The organism is Gilliamella sp. Imp1-1 (assembly GCF_001690415.1).
In the GTDB taxonomy this organism is placed as follows: Bacteria; Pseudomonadota; Gammaproteobacteria; order Enterobacterales; family Orbaceae; genus Gilliamella; species Gilliamella bombi.
On the sequence record NZ_LZHK01000139.1, the window covers coordinates 1 to 17,344 of the forward strand.

Sequence of the window (17,344 nt, forward strand, 5' to 3'; positions counted from 1 at the left end):
TTTTGTTTTAAATGAGCCGCTTTGGCTTGCTTGCGTTATCCAACGGTCCAAAGCTGATGGTGTCAAATCATATTCGGCAACGATTTCACTACGTGATTTACCATGTTGATAAAGACTGACCATTTGGTGTTTAAAATCATCTGTGAATGTTCGTCTTTTGCGTTTAATCTTATTCATATTTGTTCCTTTTTTAGTTGTGATAAGTTTACCTTACCCCTTAAAAAAGTTGTATGATTTAGTGTAGCCGATCCATGGTTAAAAAATTTAGTATTGAATTTAAACAACAATCAGTGGATTATGCGTTATCTAATGCACACCTTTCAACCATCTAGGTGTGGGTAAATCAACCCTAGATAAATGGATTAGGCAACTTTCCCCGAATAAAACTAGCCGTCGAGAGTTAACAGCTGAGCAACAGCGGATTATGGCGTTAGAAAAAGAGATTAAAGAACTGAAAATGGCCAATGATATACTAAAAAAGGCGCATGTGCATATCATCAACAATCCAAGTCGGTGAAGTACACTTATATGAAAAATCATTTAACCAGCTATCCGGTTACTAGGATATGCTCATTACTTGGTGTCAGTTCATCGGGTTATTATGCTTGGTTAAAAAGAGTAAACAAATCAGCTAAACTCAGCGAGTATATCCAAAAGCAGTATTGGCAACATAAAGCCCGTTTGGGTGCACCAAGCCTGCTTCATGATGCAAGGGAAGCGGGCTATCAAGTTTCAGAAAGGACAATTAGCCGTGTTTTGCAACAATTGGGATTACGTAGTTTAAGATTGCATAGTAAAGCAGCACGTAAATTCAAGTATAAAACAGATATGGCTCATCGCAATATTGCGCCCAACACGTTAGATAGACAATTTAACCCTGATAAGCCGAATACGACATGTGTAACCGATATTACTTATATTAAAACAGGGGAAGGTTAGTTATATTTGTCGGTGATTATCGATTTATATGGACGAAAAGTGATTGCTAGGCAAACCAGACGCTACAGAGACCGTCATTTAGTGTGTAATACATTAAAACAAGCCTTATTTCGGCGTCATTTTCCTAAAAATGTACTCATTCATAGTGACCAAGGAAGCCAATATTGCAGTGCTGTTTTCAAGCAATTATTATTACAATATGGGCTAAGGCAAAGCATGAGTCGAAGAGGAAACTGCTTTGATAATGCGGTTGTTGAGAGTTTTTTTCATACACTCAAAACCCATATTATTCATGACTGTTACTACAAAACGAGGAAGCAGGCTAATAAAGCACTATTTGAATATATTGAAATCTATTATAATCGGATACGCCGTCATTCAGCCAATGGCTGGGTATCACCTGAACAATATGAACAACAATATTACCAAAACGAAAAAATGATAGAGGCGGGCACTGTCTAATATTCTGGCTAGGATCAGTCAGCCCGACTAAAAAACAATTTTATACTAAAACGTATAGTTACCTGAAAGTTTTTAACAGAAATTTCAACTCCTATGGCAACCTCGCTTTAGCATTGGCCTTGTAAAGGTGAGTATCAGGATGATACGAATAATCAGGGTTACATTATAATCGCTACCGATATTACGACCCGTACACCGCCCGCTACATCAGCCAAGTACATTTTAACTCATGCAGATTTTTACTTTGTCGATAATCAGTTAAATGATATCGATAGCACAACGTTAACTTGCATAAGTTATTCTTATCATTTTTTATGAAAAATAAATTTTAACTATTAAAATCAATAACGTTTTATTTTAATTAATAAATTTGAACCATTGATTAATAATACTACATATAGTGACAAATTCAATTAATAGGTACTATATATTGTATATTTTGATAAACATCAATTATCATAATTAAAAATATACTTTAACATTGGAATGAAAGAATGAATAAATCAATACTCGTTGCCAAACGAGATGGAAAGAAAGAACCAATAAACCTTGATAAAATCCACCGTGTTATTACATGGGCTGCTGAAGGATTAGAAAATGTTTCTGTTTCTCAGGTTGAATTACGTTCACATATTCAATTTTATGATGGTATTCGTACATCGGATATTCATGAGACAATTATTCGTGCTGCAGCCGATCTGATCTCACAAGAAGCGCCAGACTATCAATATTTAGCCGCACGCTTAGCAATCTTTCATTTACGTAAAAAAGCCTTTAATCAATTTACCCCACCTTCACTTTATGAACACGTTAAAAAATTGGTCGATAACGAGCTTTATGATAAACACTTGCTTGAAGATTATACGCAAGAAGAATTTGAACAAATGGATAAGATTATCGATCACTGGCGAGATATGTCTTTTTCGTATGCCGCAGTTAAACAACTTGAAGGAAAATATCTAGTACAAAATCGTGTCACTGGCGAGATTTATGAAAGCGCGCAGTTTTTATATATTCTAGTTGCAGCTTGCCTTTTCGCTAATTATCCTAAAGATACACGTCTTAGTTATATCAAACGCTTTTATGATGCCGTTTCAACCTTTAAAATTTCGCTACCAACGCCAATTATGGCGGGGGTTCGTACTCCTACTCGACAGTTCAGTTCTTGCGTATTAATTGAATGTGATGATAGTTTAGATTCTATTAACGCCACAGCAAGCGCTATTGTTAAATATGTATCACAACGGGCAGGAATTGGAGTTAATGCAGGGCGAATTCGTGCGTTAGGAAGCTCAATTCGTGGTGGTGAAGCTTTTCATACAGGCTGCATTCCATTTTATAAATATTTCCAAACAGCGGTTAAATCTTGTTCGCAAGGTGGTGTGCGAGGAGGAGCAGCAACTGTTTTCTATCCTCTTTGGCATTTAGAAGTTGAAAGTTTATTAGTATTACGTAACAACCGTGGCGTTGAAGAAAATCGTGTCCGCCATTTAGACTATGGCGTACAAATCAATAAATTAATGTATCAACGTTTAATCAAAAACGAAAATATTACCTTATTTAGCCCATCGGACGTTCCTGGGCTTTATGATGCCTTCTTTGCCGATCAAGATAAATTTGAAACGCTTTATCATCAATACGAGCAAGATCCAAATATTCGCAAACGCGAAGTTAAGGCCGTTGAGCTTTTTGCATTATTAATGCAAGAACGTGCATCAACGGGTCGAATTTATATTCAAAATGTTGATCACTGCAATACCCATAGTCCATTTAATGCGCAACTTGCACCAATACATCAATCTAATTTATGTATGGAAATCGCGTTACCGACTAAGCCACTTTATAATATTAATGATGAAAACGGCGAAATTGCGCTTTGTACTTTATCAGCATTTAACTTAGGTAAAATAGAATCACTTGATGATTTTGAGGAATTAGCTGATCTAACCGTTCGTGCACTTGATTCTTTATTAGATTATCAAGATTATCCTGTACCTGCGGCGCGTAATTCTTCATTAAATCGTCGCACATTAGGTATTGGTGTTATTAACTATGCCTATTATTTAGCAAAACATGGGGTTAAATATTCTGATGGCAGTGCCAACAATTTAACTCACCGTACCTTTGAAGCCATGCAATACTATTTGCTAAAAGCATCGAATGATTTGGCAAAAGAAAAGGGGGCTTGCCCATTATTTAATCAAACCTCATATTCACAAGGTATTTTACCTATTGATACTTATAAAAAAGATTTAGATACTCTTACTAAAGAGCCGTTACACTATGACTGGGAATCACTACGAGCATCCATTAAAACTCATGGACTTCGGAATTCGACATTATCGGCATTAATGCCATCAGAAACCTCGTCACAAATTTCCAATGCAACAAATGGTATTGAACCACCACGTGGTTTTATTAGTGTCAAAGCATCAAAAGATGGTATTTTGAAACAAGTAGTTCCAGAGTATAACCATTTGAAAAACTTCTACGAATTACTTTGGCAAATTCCAAATAATACGGGGTATTTACAATTGGTAGGTATTATGCAGAAATTTATTGATCAATCAATTTCAGCTAATACTAATTATGATCCAACGAAGTTCGCAAATGATAAAGTACCCATGAAACAGCTATTATCAGACTTATTGACTGCTTATAAATTTGGCGTAAAAACACTCTATTATCATAATACACGCGATGGCGCTGAAGATATTCAAGGTGATATTGTTCCAACAACCCATTCGGATGATGGCTGTGAAGGTGGCGCTTGCAAAATTTAACCTTGATTAAAACTAAATAGCTACACGCTAAAATTCAATTTTTTATCGGGGAAAACTAGTAATTTCCCCATTCAACTTGCCTTTTACACTGTCAAAAGGAAGCGGTAAAAGCAACAGTAAATGAGTAGGAGTTCTTTTATGAGTATGAATTACAGTACCTTTTCGCAAGTGCATAACGACCAGCTTAAAGAACCAATGTTCCTTGGACAATCAGTGAATGTTGCGCGTTATGATCAACAAAAATATGAGATGTTTGAAAAACTAATTGAAAAACAACTTTCCTTTTTTTGGCGCCCTGAAGAAGTTGATATCTCACAAGATCGCATCGATTATGCTGCGTTACCAGAACATGAAAAACATATATTTATCAGTAATTTAAAGTATCAAACGTTACTTGACTCAATTCAAGGTCGTAGCCCTAATGTGGCTTTACTGCCACTTATTTCAATACCTGAACTTGAAACATGGGTAGAAACTTGGTCGTTTTCTGAAACCATTCATTCTCGTTCATATACTCATATCATTCGTAATATCGTTAATGATCCATCTGTGGTTTTTGATGATATTGTCACTAATAAAGAAATTCAAAAACGTGCAGGTGACATTGCAGGTTATTATGATGATCTTATTAGCTATGCAAGTTACTATAATTTATTTGGTGAAGGTAAGCATAATATCAATAATCGCACTGTTTGCATTAATTTACGTGAACTTAAAAAGAAACTTTACTTATGTTTAATGAGTGTTAATGCACTTGAGGCTATTCGCTTCTATGTTAGTTTTGCCTGCTCATTTGCTTTTGCTGAACGAGAGCTCATGGAAGGGAATGCCAAAATTATTAAACTTATTGCCCGCGACGAAGCGCTACATTTAACTGGCACTCAGTTTATGATCAACACACTACGCAGTGGTGAAGACGATCCCGAAATGGCTGAAATTGCCAAAGAATGTGAACAAGATTGTTATAACTTATTTTTACAAGCCGCTAATCAAGAAAAACAATGGGCCGAATACCTGTTTGAGGGCGGCTCAATGATTGGTTTAAATAAAGATATATTATGCCAATATGTCGAGTATATAACGAACATTCGTATGCAAGCGGTCGGACTAAAATTACCTTTTGAAGCTAAATCCAATCCAATTCCATGGATTAATAACTGGCTTGTTTCTGATAATGTGCAAGTAGCACCACAAGAAGCCGAAATGAGCTCATATTTAGTTGGACAAATTGATTCTGAAATTAATGAAGATGATTTAAGCGATTTTACTTTATAATTTTATACTCAAACACATACTTACCTGAAACTTTTTGACAAAGGGAACAAATTATTGTTCCTTTTTTGTTGTTAATATCAATTAATAATAATTTTCTTTCTTTTAACCGTAGCTTGACAGTCATTTAAAATCGGGTAACGATATAGCTATTGAATTGTCTTAATTTGATAATATAGCTATGATTAAAACCCATTTGTGTTACCCAGTCTCTCCACTTAATTTCAATGATGAACAGATAAATATTACATATCTAAAACAGCAGCTTGAGGAGTTTCAACAGTGGTCCATGGTCCAGTTTGAGCAACAAGCTGACATTGATACCTTAGTGCATTTACGCAGTCAATTTATTGACCGTTTACTTGAGCGATTATGGCGTTTTTATCAAATACCTAAACATGTTTCTTCCTTCTTTAAACGTAATCGTATCGCTTTGATTGCTGTTGGTGGTTATGGTCGAGCGGAATTACACCCACTGTCAGATATTGATATTTTAATTTTAAGTGATTATCCGTTGACTAAAGAGATAGAAAAACAGATCAGTGATTTAGTTCGCTTGTTATGGGATTTGCATTTAGATATAGGGCACAGTGTTAGAACATTAAGAATCTGCCTACAAGAAGCAAAAAATGATATCACAATAATGACTAATTTGATTGAATCAAGGCTTATTTCTGGCAATCAATTACTATTAGATGAACTACATAAGCAAATTTTTAGCGATAAAATCTGGCCGTCTCGTGCTTTTTATAAGGCAAAAATACAAGAACAACATGAACGTCATAAACAATATCACAGCACCTCTTATAACCTAGAGCCTGATTTGAAAAATAGTCCGGGTGGATTGCGAGATATGCAAATTATTCAATGGATAGCGATTCGTCACTTTGGTGGAGAATTTCTACAAAAAATAGCTGATTTCAACTATTTAACCCCTGAAGATATTGAAGATTTTAAAACTTGTCGTAAATTTTTATGGAGAATACGTTTTGCACTTCATTGTGTCATAACTCGTTATGATAATCGTTTGTTATTTGATCGTCAGTTAAGCATTGCTAACATGTTAGGTTATCAAGGCGAAGGTAATGTTCCTGTTGAGAAGATGATGCATGATTATTATCGTGTTGCTCACAATATTACTGAACTTAATCAAATGTTATTACAACTGTTTTATGAATCTATACTTGAACATAATCCACATAACAAACCTTATGATATTGACGAATATTTTCAAGTTCGAGACAACCTAATTGATGTAAAAGATAATGACATTTTCAAAAAAGCTCCCGTCATGATTATGCAGCTTTTTCACACTATTTTGTTGAATCCTCAAATTATAGGACTGTATTCTAATACAATTAGACAATTACGTTCCGCTCGGCGCACACTAACCACTTTACTTTGTGAAGATGCAAAAGCAAGAGCGTTTTTTATGTCGATTATCAAGCACCCAGATGCAATTAATAAAGCCATTTTACCAATGCATAAATACGGTATACTTTCTGTCTATATACCGGGTTGGAAACATATATCTGGTATGATGCAATTTGATCTGTTCCATGCTTACACTGTTGATGAACATACCATCCGCTTACTGCTTGAACTTGATAGTCTTAAAACCGAAAGTGGCAAACAAAAACATCCTAATAGTGCAAAAGTCTTTGCTAAATTACCTAAACTCGAATTATTGGTAATTGCTGGTCTATTTCATGATATTGGTAAAGGTAGGTATGGCGATCACTCGGAAATTGGCGCTCATTTAGTTGAAAAATTTTGTCAACTACACGAACTCGAAACCAAAGATACTGATTTAATTTGCTGGTTAGTACGTTATCACCTACTGATGTCTGTTACCGCCCAAAGCAGAGATTTACAAGATCCTGCGGTAATTGGAGAATTTGTTCAATTGGTCAAAAGTAAGCGTCGCTTACAGTATTTGTTATGCCTAACAGTAGCTGATGTTTGTGCTACAAACGAAACGCTTTGGAATAATTGGAAACAAAGTTTAATGCGCGAACTCTATCTTAGTGCAGCGAGTTCCTTTGACTCTGGTATACACCAAATACCCGAACAGCGAAGTGTTGCACGTAAAAATAAGCAAGAGGCATTAACCATTTTAGTTAAACAAAATTATGATGAACAAATTATTAAAGAGCTTTGGCAAAACTATCGCATTGACTACTTTGTCCGTTATACAACCGAACAAATTGTATGGCATGCAAAAATTTTATTGCAACATGACTTGGGCAAAACATTAGTAGCCATAAATCCAAATCCATCTCATGGTGGTAGTGAGCTTTTTATTTATTCGCCAGATAGACCTTATCTATTTGCAACTGTGTGTAATACGCTAAGTATGCATAATTTAACTATTCATGATGCACTTATCATTACGAATAAAAAAGGATTTGCACTCGATACATTTATCGTATTAGAGCCTAATGGACAGACAGTACAAGAAGATCGAAACCAAGGTCTAGTAAATGCACTTGATAAAGCACTACAACAACCTGTTTACAAACCTGTCACCATAAAACCACCGAAACAACGATTGCGATCGTTTTCAGTGCCGACTGAGGTTAACTTTCTTTCAGCCTTTAATGACAGCCAAACCTATATGAAGCTCATAGCACTTGATAGACCGGGATTGCTGGCTTGTGTGGGCGAAATATTTGCTAATTTAGATTTATCATTACGTAGCGCTAAAATAGCAACTATCGGCGAACATATTGAAGATCTGTTTATTCTAACTGATAAAAACAATCAAGCGCTTGATGATGAAACATGTCAAAAACTTCGAGAATCAATCATTATAGCTCTTGATTCAATGAATTAATTTAATTAACCAAAAGATATAACTTATGCAATTTTTTATTATCTTATTTCCTATTTTTTGTATCTTTATTGTAGGTTTTATCGCACAAAAAGCCTTAAAATTTGATGTCGCCAACCTATCGAAAATGTCACTTTATGTGCTATCGCCCTTTTTGGCATTTAAAACGTTTTATACTCATACTTTAACCACAGATTATCTATTTTATATTGGTTATGTCTTTGGTTTATGCTTTTCATTAGTTATTATCGTCTCAATTTGGTCGATACTCATGAAGTATTCAGTTAAAGAGCGCTGTGCAATGATTTTGAGTTCCTGTTTTATGAACAATGGTAACTATGGCACTCCTGTACTATTAATCTTTTTTGGAGCAGTTGGCTTTGATCTTGGCGTAATAATGATGGTATTACAACAGTTTGTAATGAGCACTGTAGGCATTTACTATGCGGCTAAAGGTAGCGCTCATAGTGACATTGTAAATCAAAAAGACGTTATTAATAAAGTTATTCGCATGCCTGTAGCGTATGGCGCTTTTTTAGGTATTATTTTCCAATTGTGCCACATCCCTTTATCTAAATCGATTATGACTTCAATCGGAATGATCGGTGACGCATCAATTGTAGTGATCATGATTATTTTGGGCATGCAACTAGCAAAAATAAAACTTACTCAGCTTAATTATCCTAAAATCTCATTTGCCTTACTTGCACGTATGGTGATTTCACCAATTGTGGCATTTTGTATGGTTTACTTTATGCCAATTGAGCCTGTTTATAAACAAGTTTTAATTGTCCTTGCTGCAATGCCAACTGCCGCCAATACCACATTAATGTCAGTACAATTTGATAGTCATCCAGAACTGGTATCAAGTGCGACCTTGCTCAGTACTTTATTAAGCTTGATCACTCTTCCTATTGTACTTGGATTAGTTGGAACACCAATTCCATTTTAGTAAAACCTGCCTTCTTAAAAGAGGCAGGTGTTATACAAATTTTTCAAAAATTAATTATTCATACTCTAACTATTATCGATAAACAAATTTTCAGTAAAAATAATCCTCTCCTTGCCATTCTTTTTCAAATTGTTTAACAAACTGAACTAAAAAATGATGTCTTGGCTCGGCTAGCTTTTTTGCTATGGAGGTATTCATCATATCTTTAAGTAAAAAAAGTTTTTCATAAAAATGATTAATAACGGTATTAGGATGTTTATAATTATTTTCATCCAATGAAGTTCGTGGTGAAATATTAGGATCGTACATAATATTATGCTTATTACCGCCATAATAAAAGGTGCGAGCAATACCAATTGCACCTAATGCATCTAAACGATCGGCATCTTGTACGATCTGCCCTTCTAGTGATAATTCTTTTTTCTGATTAAGATTTTTTCGATATGACATATTCTCGATGATAGCAAAAATCATCTTAATTTCGGTGTCGGTAAGTTTTAGAGACGTTAAATAATCACGCAATTCCATTATTGCTTGACTCACATCAGCAACCACTTTTTCATCAATCACATCATGTAAATAAGCGCTAACAATCACAATAAAACCGTTCGCTTTTGGTTCATGCTGTAAAATCTTTTTTGCTAACTTTATAACACGTTCAATGTGTGCCATATCATGACCTGAAAAATCATTGGATAATTTCTGTTTAACAAAAGATTGTATAGCTTGAATAATCCCCTGTTGTTGCTTATCATTTTTATTATTCATAATATTATTTTGCTAATTTAATTTACACAAACTGTATTTCCATCCGACCAAATGCTAACTTGTCCCATATTAGAATATACTAGAAGATTCATAGGTCTTTCGTATGGAGGTTTATATGTATTTTTAGTCCAATAAACCTGATTACTTTCGAAATTACTACCAGGGTAGCCCTCATTAATGTTAGCAGAGTCATAAGTTTCTCCCCATTCTGCCAATAATCCCCCACTAATACGACGTTGGTAGTTATTACCTTGACCTGCTAAACCTTGATTCCAATATTGAGAATTAGCATTAGTTAATTGATTAACTGTAGGTATTTGATAGCCCAACTGATTACAGTATTGTTCAGCCTGAGCATAACTACGATTGCTACCACTATAATCCTTTCTTGCGATAAACCATTTGTTGATGGTAAAACTATATACTTTATTGGTTTTGGCTTTATCGGAATATAAGATAAAGGTCGTCGGCACTGCGGTTGCTGCCTCGGCAGCGCTAGCCCCCTCTTTGGGTCCGACTAATCGAATCTTGGCAATACTGCCATTGCCCGTTATAGTTAAATCAATGCCCGATGTTGCTGGTGACTTGTCAAACGTCATATCACTGCCTAAGCTATCAACCATATCCATGGTAAAAAATAGCCCATATGCCCCATGGTTGGAAAGTTTGATGCCGGATTATTTAAATCTTGACGTTTAAAACCTTTTGCATCATCCCATTGGTTTGGTGGACCTGAATAATTTGACCCACCCCAATTTTTTTTTCGACTATTACTTAAATATAAGTTAGGCTTGGCAGAATAAGTACAAGCGCCTTTAGGCGGATTTAGGTAATAGGTGGCGCGATTAGCCATTATCTGAGTTGAATTTGGTTTGCCATAAGCCGTTGATAAAATGCTATTATCACTTTGCATTGTTACACTATAGGGTGCATTGCAATCCTGAAAGGTATCATCCAATCCCATTTCGGTACCATTGGCATCTCGACCAATAATGGTTAAATTCCCCGTTGCGGTAATATCACCATCGCCATCTTTATCAGCCCAAAAATCATTATTATTCAGCAAATCGGTCATTGAAATAGCACTTTGACCCAATGGAATAAGCGTTTTAATATCGCTAAGTTTTAAACCATCATGCGGCAATGGTATCGGATTGGCTTTAGTTGAGGGATTGTTTTTTGGGGTTAGTACCTTACCATCAGGTAGTTCGATATTTAAAAATCTATCTGTATCCCATGATTGGGTTTTGCCGCCATCAAACGTTAAATAAGGTGCTGATCCCTCTATTTCTTTTGCGGTTTTTGCTGACTTAACTTTAGGTAATACCCCAAATACAAATAAAGGATGACTAATTCCTATACAAAAACACAAAAATAAAATTGATTTTAAAGTGATGAGGTTTTTTTGCAATATCAACAGTAAATTGCTACAGAAGCATAATCGACATATAACAAAACGAAAATAACTTAATGCTAACTGCTTAATTAACCCACTCTTATTCTTCTTATTTTTTATTCTAACATGTTGTACCTTTGACTTCATGATAATGTTCCTTTACATTAATATCCACACCATATAAATGCTATACCATAACGTTGCTAGCATAATTTCTTGTCAACTTATTACATTGCATAGCGCTTACTTGGTAATGATCGATTTTTGCAAATACATTTCCAACAAAAAATCTAGTTTCACAAATTAAAAATTAAGTCAATACAATTATAGCGTAAAGGCTATTTTTTTACACAAAAATTTCAATAAAATAATTATCTATCACATGTAAAAAGACATTTTCCATCGCCTAAATACAGTATTAGAAAGGAAAACAGCTTTCTATAGTAATCTAATCTTAGGTAAACAAAATACTCACATAATATTAATAGTAAAATTTCAGTAATTAATATTTTTTATCGTTTCTTTATTTTTTTACGATTGTTTTCACTAAAATGGAAAGGTAGAATGCGCGAATCAAAATATTATCAAAGCAAATATTGGAGTTGATTAAGTGAAAATATCAACGCGTAAAGTTTTGCCTTGGCAGTTAATAGAATACTTCACTCGTTATCGCCAGTTTATAGCTCTACTATTTGGTCTATCTATCTTTTTTATAGCACTGATTGTGTGTTGGCACTTACTTAAGGCAATTAATGTTAATGAGTTAAAAAGAGCTATTCATCACCTTTCGATGTCTACAATTTTATTTTCGTGTTTATCTGCTATTGGTAGTTATTTAATGTTGATCTGCTACGAATGGTCAGCTGCACGTTATGCGGGCGTCAAATTGAAACCCGCAACTATTGTGCTGGGCGGAATTTGTGCCTCAGCTATCGGTAATGCAATCGGATTGTCGGCATTATCTGGTGGTGCGGTGCGTTGTCGTCTCTATTTTAAACAAGGATTAACAACTATTGATGTTGCCAGAATGTCAATTTTTGTTACCTTATCATTAGGATTCACTTTACCATTATTAGCAGCGATTACCGCTTTAATTCATCCCAAAAATACGATGTTAGCTTTGCATTTATCAGCAAATAGTGTGTGGATAATTGCATGTAGCGTAATTTGCTTTTATGGTGTGCTATTTATCTTTTTGCAAAATAACCGATTAGCAGAAAAACCAAATAACAACACCCAATTATATCAATTATTTCGATGGCCTATCCGTCTTCCTAATCTTCGTTTAGCATCTTACCAATTTATCATTACTCTATTTGATGCCATTTTAGCCGGCGCAGTACTTTATTTTCTTTTACCAAAACACCCTGATTTTGTCACCTTTATTATGATCTATATTCTGGCGTTAGTAGCTGGAGTATTGAGTCACGTTCCTGGTGGTGTTGGTGTATTTGAAGCCATTATGTTAGCGGCATTTTCATCCGAAATTAATATAGCTTCATTAACCGTTGCATTAATCATTTATCGCATTATTTATATTTTAATTCCCCTTATTTTGGCGGCTATTTTGCTTTTAATAAACGAGGGAAAACATTTTTTAACCGCACCTCAGGTTAAAGAGACAGAAACAGGGATTGCAGCGCCTATCATGGCGGCAGCTGTATTTTTTGCCGGTGTGGTGATGATGTTTTCAAGTGTACTTCCTGGGTTTAATCACCATTTAGTCAGCACCTTTATCCCCAGTAAAATAGTCAATATTGCTCATCTAATTGCTAGTTTAATTGGCGTTTTATGCATATTACTTGCAGTAGGAGTAAGACGAAGACTCTATTTTGCATGGGGCATTTCAATTATTTTATTATTCTTAGGTAGTATCTGCTCGCTTTTACGCGGATTACATTGGATTGAAGCCAGTGTATTATTAATTATAGCGATATTATTAATCCATTTTAAACATGCTTTCTATCGTAAAAGTCGATTAAGCATATTACCTTTTTCAATTAAATCGTTTGTCATCTGCTTTTGCATTATTGCGCTTTTTGTATGGCTAATTTTATTTATATATCAAGATATTCCTTATAGTCACGATTTATGGTGGCAATTTGAGTTAGACAGCCGAGTACCGCGTGCACTTCGTGCCGCTTTAGGCAGTTTTATTTTGTTAAGCTTTATTATGTTGTTTTGGTTATTTCGCCCTGCGCCACCAATTCTAACTCAACCAGAACAAAACGAGCTAAGTAAAGCCTATCAAATCATTTTAGATTCAAAACAACCTGAAGGTGGGCTTGCCATGAGTGGCGATAAGTCATTACTTTTTAATGAATCAAAAACTGCTTTTATAATGTATGCCAAGCGAGGCAGAAGCATGGTTGCCCTTTATGATCCAATTGGGAATAGTACTGATCGTGCTAATTTAATTTGGACTTTTCGAGATTTGTGCGATCAACATAATCTTCGTCCGGTTTTTTATCAAGTTAAAGCAGCAAATTTATCTTTTTATATGGATATTGGTCTTAGAACTATTAAGCTTGGTGAAGAAGCCTTAGTTAATTTAAAACAATTTGATTTAAGCTCAAAAGATTATAAAGATCTTCGCTACACGTGGAATCGAGGTCAACGAGATGGTCTATCTTTAGTATTTTATTCTCCAGGTACAGCACCACTTGATGAATTAAAAGTAGTTTCAGATGCATGGTTAAAAAGCAAACACGCTAAAGAAAAGCAATTTTCGTTAGGCGCTTTTTCTGAACAATACTTGAATAATTTCACTATTGCGGCAATAAAATATGAAGGTCGTATTATTGCTTTTGTAAATCTACTAGAAACAAATCAAAACTATAGTGCAAGCATTGATTTAATGCGTGTTGTCCAAGATATTCCTAAATTAACTATGGAGTTTTTAATGGTTGGGTTGATTTTACATTATCAACAAAAAGATTTTAAATTCTTCAGTTTAGGGATGGTTCCACTTGCAGGTATGCAAAGACGTCGAGGCGCTCCTATGATTCAAAGACTAGGTGCGCTAGTTTTTAGACGAGGTGGACGTTTTTATAACTTCCAAGGATTACGCCGCTTCAAAGAGAAGTTTGCAACACACTGGGAGCCACGTTATATGGCGGCTCCCGCAGGGCTTGATCCTTTAGTTGCAATCATTGACACCACCATGCTAATTTCAGGTGGAATAACGGGATTAAAAAAGAATAAGAGATCATAATATGAAAAAAATAATACACTGCATTTTGTTGTTAATTGTTATGATACTCATAGTACTATTAGGATTTGTTGGTTGGTATTTGATAAAAAAACAAGATAGTGCGTCAGTAAAAACGATAACAATCGAAAATGATTTTTCTATTATATCGGCAAAACCTAAACAAACAGCCGAAGCTGCGGCTATTATTGTCGCAACTAACAACAATCATTTTACAGAACAACAACTATTAAACTTATCTGAAAAAATGGGCGCTAAACTAGTTCAGTTTGAATTAAAACCGCAAGCAACTTGTGCTGAGCAAAAAAATCGCTTTAACCAAGCTGTAAACATATTAGGAGAATCTAATTTTGCTGTTGCAGGTATGAGAGAAGGTGCCACTTTTGCTTATCGATGGCTAGCAGAACAGCAAAGTGATGATGCTAAAGCATTATCAATAGAATTCATATTAGATCATAAAGATTGTGATGATCCATTGCCAAAACAAGCTAACCACGGAACGTGGCAAGTAATTTGGAATAATCCACCCGAAGAAAATGTTGCAGTATTCCCACGAGAACAGAAAAAGATTGCTGTCACCACAGGAATTGGCGAATACCAAACTTCACCTGTTGAGCTTTTAAGTTTGCATTTATCTTCAATTTTATTTGGTGATCATCAACAGCTACCTGTTATTGAATTACCCGCAACGAGTAAAGAAGTTCATCCTAAAACCATTACTCTTTACTATTCTGGCGATGGGGGCTGGCGTGACTTAGACAAAGTATCTGCTGAATATATGGCTGCGCATGGTTATTCTGTTGTTGGTGTCGATGCTTTGAAACTGTTTTGGCAACACCGTTCTGTTGAGCGTAGTGCAAAAGATCTTGCCTATTTGATGCAACAATATCGCGAAAAATGGGGTACAACTCGTTTTGTGCTTACAGGTTATTCATTCGGTGGAGATATTTTACCTGCACTTTATAATCGGTTATCAACTACAGATCAAAATAGTGTTCAAGCGATTGTGATGATCGCATTTTCAAAAAATGCTAATTTTGAAATTGAAATCAGTGGTTGGCTTGGTCAATCTGGTAATGAAATGAAAACAGGTCCAGAAGTTAATAACATACCAGCGAGTAAACTATTTTGTATTTATGGTGAAGAAGAGAAAAACGATACTGGATGCTTACAGCCAGAAATGAAAGGTGAAGCATTCAAATTACCCGGAGGCCATCATTTTGACGAAGACTATCAGCATTTAGGGCAAATTATCATGGATGCAATCGATAAAAGGGTACAATAATTTCGATTAGTGATATCAAAATATTGCAAATTTATTAAATAAAATCGGGTTCTTTGTCATCAATCTGAAAGGAGCTAATGCTCCTTTTTATATGTTCGACTTAATAAAAAAATTATTTTTTTGTTACCCTAACTACACCTTCTGATAATAACACACCACAAAGCGTAAATAGTGTTCCAATAGCAGCAATCCAAGTAAAAGGTTCGTTCAAAATAATAACAGCCGCAATAATAGTAAGAATTGGAACTAAATATAAATAAATACTAATTTTAACTGCACCAATTAATTTAACAGCATAGTTCCAAGATGCAAAACAAATAGCCGAGGCACCAACACCTAAGAATAAAAAATTAAAAATATTAACAGGATCGGTAAAACGTGATAAATTCCAATCAAAGTCAAAGAAAGATAATACAGGAAACATTAACATCAAACCATAAAAAAAGAATCGCCTTGTTAACAAAATAGTATTGTAGCCATAATTGCTACTTTTTTTGGTTAAAATCGAATAACAAGCCCAAAATAAACAAGCCAACATAGTAAGCAGATCACCAAGTGGATTTAACGAAAGTACAAACTTACCATTAAAGCTAATTAGTCCAACACCAATAATTGCAAATAAACAGCCGACATAAAAACGTTTAGGAGGAGTTTCGGTTTTTAAAAAGAAAATAGATAGTATTGCAGTAAATATTGGTGCTAAAGTGGTAATTACTCCAACATTTGAGGCTGTAGTATAAGTTAATGCAATATTCTCACATAGAAAGTAACAAGTTACACCACACAACCCTGCACATAAAAACATAAACTCTCGCTTAACCCCCTGCCAAGCAAAAAAGCGCGGTGATAAGATCCAAAGGGCTAGATAGCCAAGTCCAAATCGAAAAAACAAGATCTCTATTGGTTTAAAATCCGTCAATAAAACTTTAGTTGCAATAAATGTTGTTCCCCAAAGAAACACTGTCATTAATGCGATTAAGTGCCCTTGTGTCCTTTTTGAAAATAACATAATAATCTCTCTGCTCACATAATTATTTCGCAACCAAAGTATAGCTCATTGCTTAATCTTTTATTTAAAATAGTAGTATTCAAAAAAATTTAAAACAATTTATGATAAGACTTGATAACCAAAGAAAAGGCGCTATTTATTAAATAATTAAAATTCTAGCAATACTAGCTTTCTATACGTATTAGTGCAAATTATATCAAACAAAATAAGCAAAAAAACTAAAGCAAGTAGTTCTTAATAGATAATGGAAGAAGAAAGGATTTTACAAAATATGCAAATGGAAAAAATATCAGGCAAAAAAAATCCACCCGAAAACTCGAATGGAAGGCAAAAAATGAAAAACGTAATCTGTTAATATAGACAAACTAATTAGAGAAAAGTTCAATTTAATTTCATATATTTCTTAATATTTAATGATAAAAAAAGTAACTTAA

Annotated in this window: 11 protein-coding genes and 1 pseudogene; 7 read left to right on the forward strand and 5 right to left on the reverse strand. The window is 34.6% G+C overall.

Annotated features, from left to right (window positions below):
* A partial coding sequence (locus A9G38_RS11335) for a transposase (protein ID WP_141671710.1) occupies positions 1-177 on the reverse strand: 177 nt, incomplete at its 3' end.
* A gap of 74 nt (positions 178-251) precedes the next feature.
* Between A9G38_RS11335 and A9G38_RS11345 the strand changes: the two are divergent.
* From A9G38_RS11345 to A9G38_RS11365, 5 genes and pseudogenes are all read left to right on the forward strand, one after another.
* Positions 252-1,401, forward strand: a pseudogene (locus tag A9G38_RS11345) (IS3 family transposase).
* A gap of 494 nt (positions 1,402-1,895) precedes the next feature.
* Positions 1,896-4,184: a class 1a ribonucleoside-diphosphate reductase subunit alpha gene (gene nrdA, locus A9G38_RS11350; protein ID WP_034914358.1), complete on the forward strand. Its 2,289-nt coding sequence runs from the start codon at positions 1,896-1,898 to the stop codon at positions 4,182-4,184.
* Between the two features lie 144 nt (positions 4,185-4,328).
* Complete coding sequence (nrdB, locus tag A9G38_RS11355; RefSeq protein WP_034914368.1) at positions 4,329-5,459, forward strand: class Ia ribonucleoside-diphosphate reductase subunit beta; 1,131 nt, start codon at positions 4,329-4,331, stop codon at positions 5,457-5,459.
* A gap of 178 nt (positions 5,460-5,637) precedes the next feature.
* The gene (gene glnD, locus A9G38_RS11360; RefSeq protein ID WP_034914355.1) at positions 5,638-8,292 is read left to right on the forward strand and encodes a bifunctional uridylyltransferase/uridylyl-removing protein GlnD; all 2,655 of its coding nucleotides are present in this window, start codon (positions 5,638-5,640) and stop codon (positions 8,290-8,292) included.
* 25 nt (positions 8,293-8,317) lie between these two features.
* Entirely contained in the window at positions 8,318-9,241 is a 924-nt protein-coding gene (locus tag A9G38_RS11365; RefSeq protein ID WP_034914352.1) for an AEC family transporter, read from the forward strand.
* 90 nt (positions 9,242-9,331) lie between these two features.
* Here the strand turns inward: A9G38_RS11365 and A9G38_RS11370 are convergent, their stop codons facing one another.
* From A9G38_RS11370 to A9G38_RS11380, 3 genes are read right to left on the reverse strand one after another with little or no spacing between them, the layout of a single operon-like run.
* Positions 9,332-10,009 carry an HD domain-containing protein gene (locus A9G38_RS11370; RefSeq protein ID WP_034914349.1) on the reverse strand — a complete coding sequence of 226 codons (678 nt, stop codon included), beginning with the start codon at positions 10,007-10,009 and terminating at the stop codon, positions 9,332-9,334.
* Positions 10,010-10,026: 17 nt separating this feature from the next.
* Positions 10,027-10,608 carry a hypothetical protein gene (locus tag A9G38_RS11375; RefSeq protein ID WP_141671806.1) on the reverse strand — a complete coding sequence of 194 codons (582 nt, stop codon included), beginning with the start codon at positions 10,606-10,608 and terminating at the stop codon, positions 10,027-10,029.
* A gap of 8 nt (positions 10,609-10,616) precedes the next feature.
* Positions 10,617-11,552, reverse strand: coding sequence for a hypothetical protein (locus A9G38_RS11380; protein ID WP_141671807.1), 936 nt, complete (start codon positions 11,550-11,552; stop codon positions 10,617-10,619).
* A 463-nt stretch (positions 11,553-12,015) separates the two neighbouring features.
* Here A9G38_RS11380 and mprF point away from each other — a divergent pair, with 463 nt between their 5' ends.
* Together mprF and A9G38_RS11390 are read left to right on the forward strand one after the other, a co-directional pair.
* Positions 12,016-14,619: a bifunctional lysylphosphatidylglycerol flippase/synthetase MprF gene (mprF, locus tag A9G38_RS11385; protein ID WP_051634294.1), complete on the forward strand. Its 2,604-nt coding sequence runs from the start codon at positions 12,016-12,018 to the stop codon at positions 14,617-14,619.
* A 1-nt stretch (position 14,620) separates the two neighbouring features.
* The gene (locus A9G38_RS11390) at positions 14,621-15,901 is read left to right on the forward strand and encodes a virulence factor family protein (RefSeq protein WP_051634293.1); all 1,281 of its coding nucleotides are present in this window, start codon (positions 14,621-14,623) and stop codon (positions 15,899-15,901) included.
* Between the two features lie 112 nt (positions 15,902-16,013).
* Here A9G38_RS11390 and A9G38_RS11395 read toward each other — a convergent pair whose 3' ends face one another.
* Positions 16,014-16,910 (reverse strand): DMT family transporter, encoded by an 897-nt coding sequence (locus tag A9G38_RS11395; RefSeq protein ID WP_034914336.1) that lies wholly within the window; start codon positions 16,908-16,910, stop codon positions 16,014-16,016.
* Between the last annotated feature and the right edge of the window lie 434 nt (positions 16,911-17,344).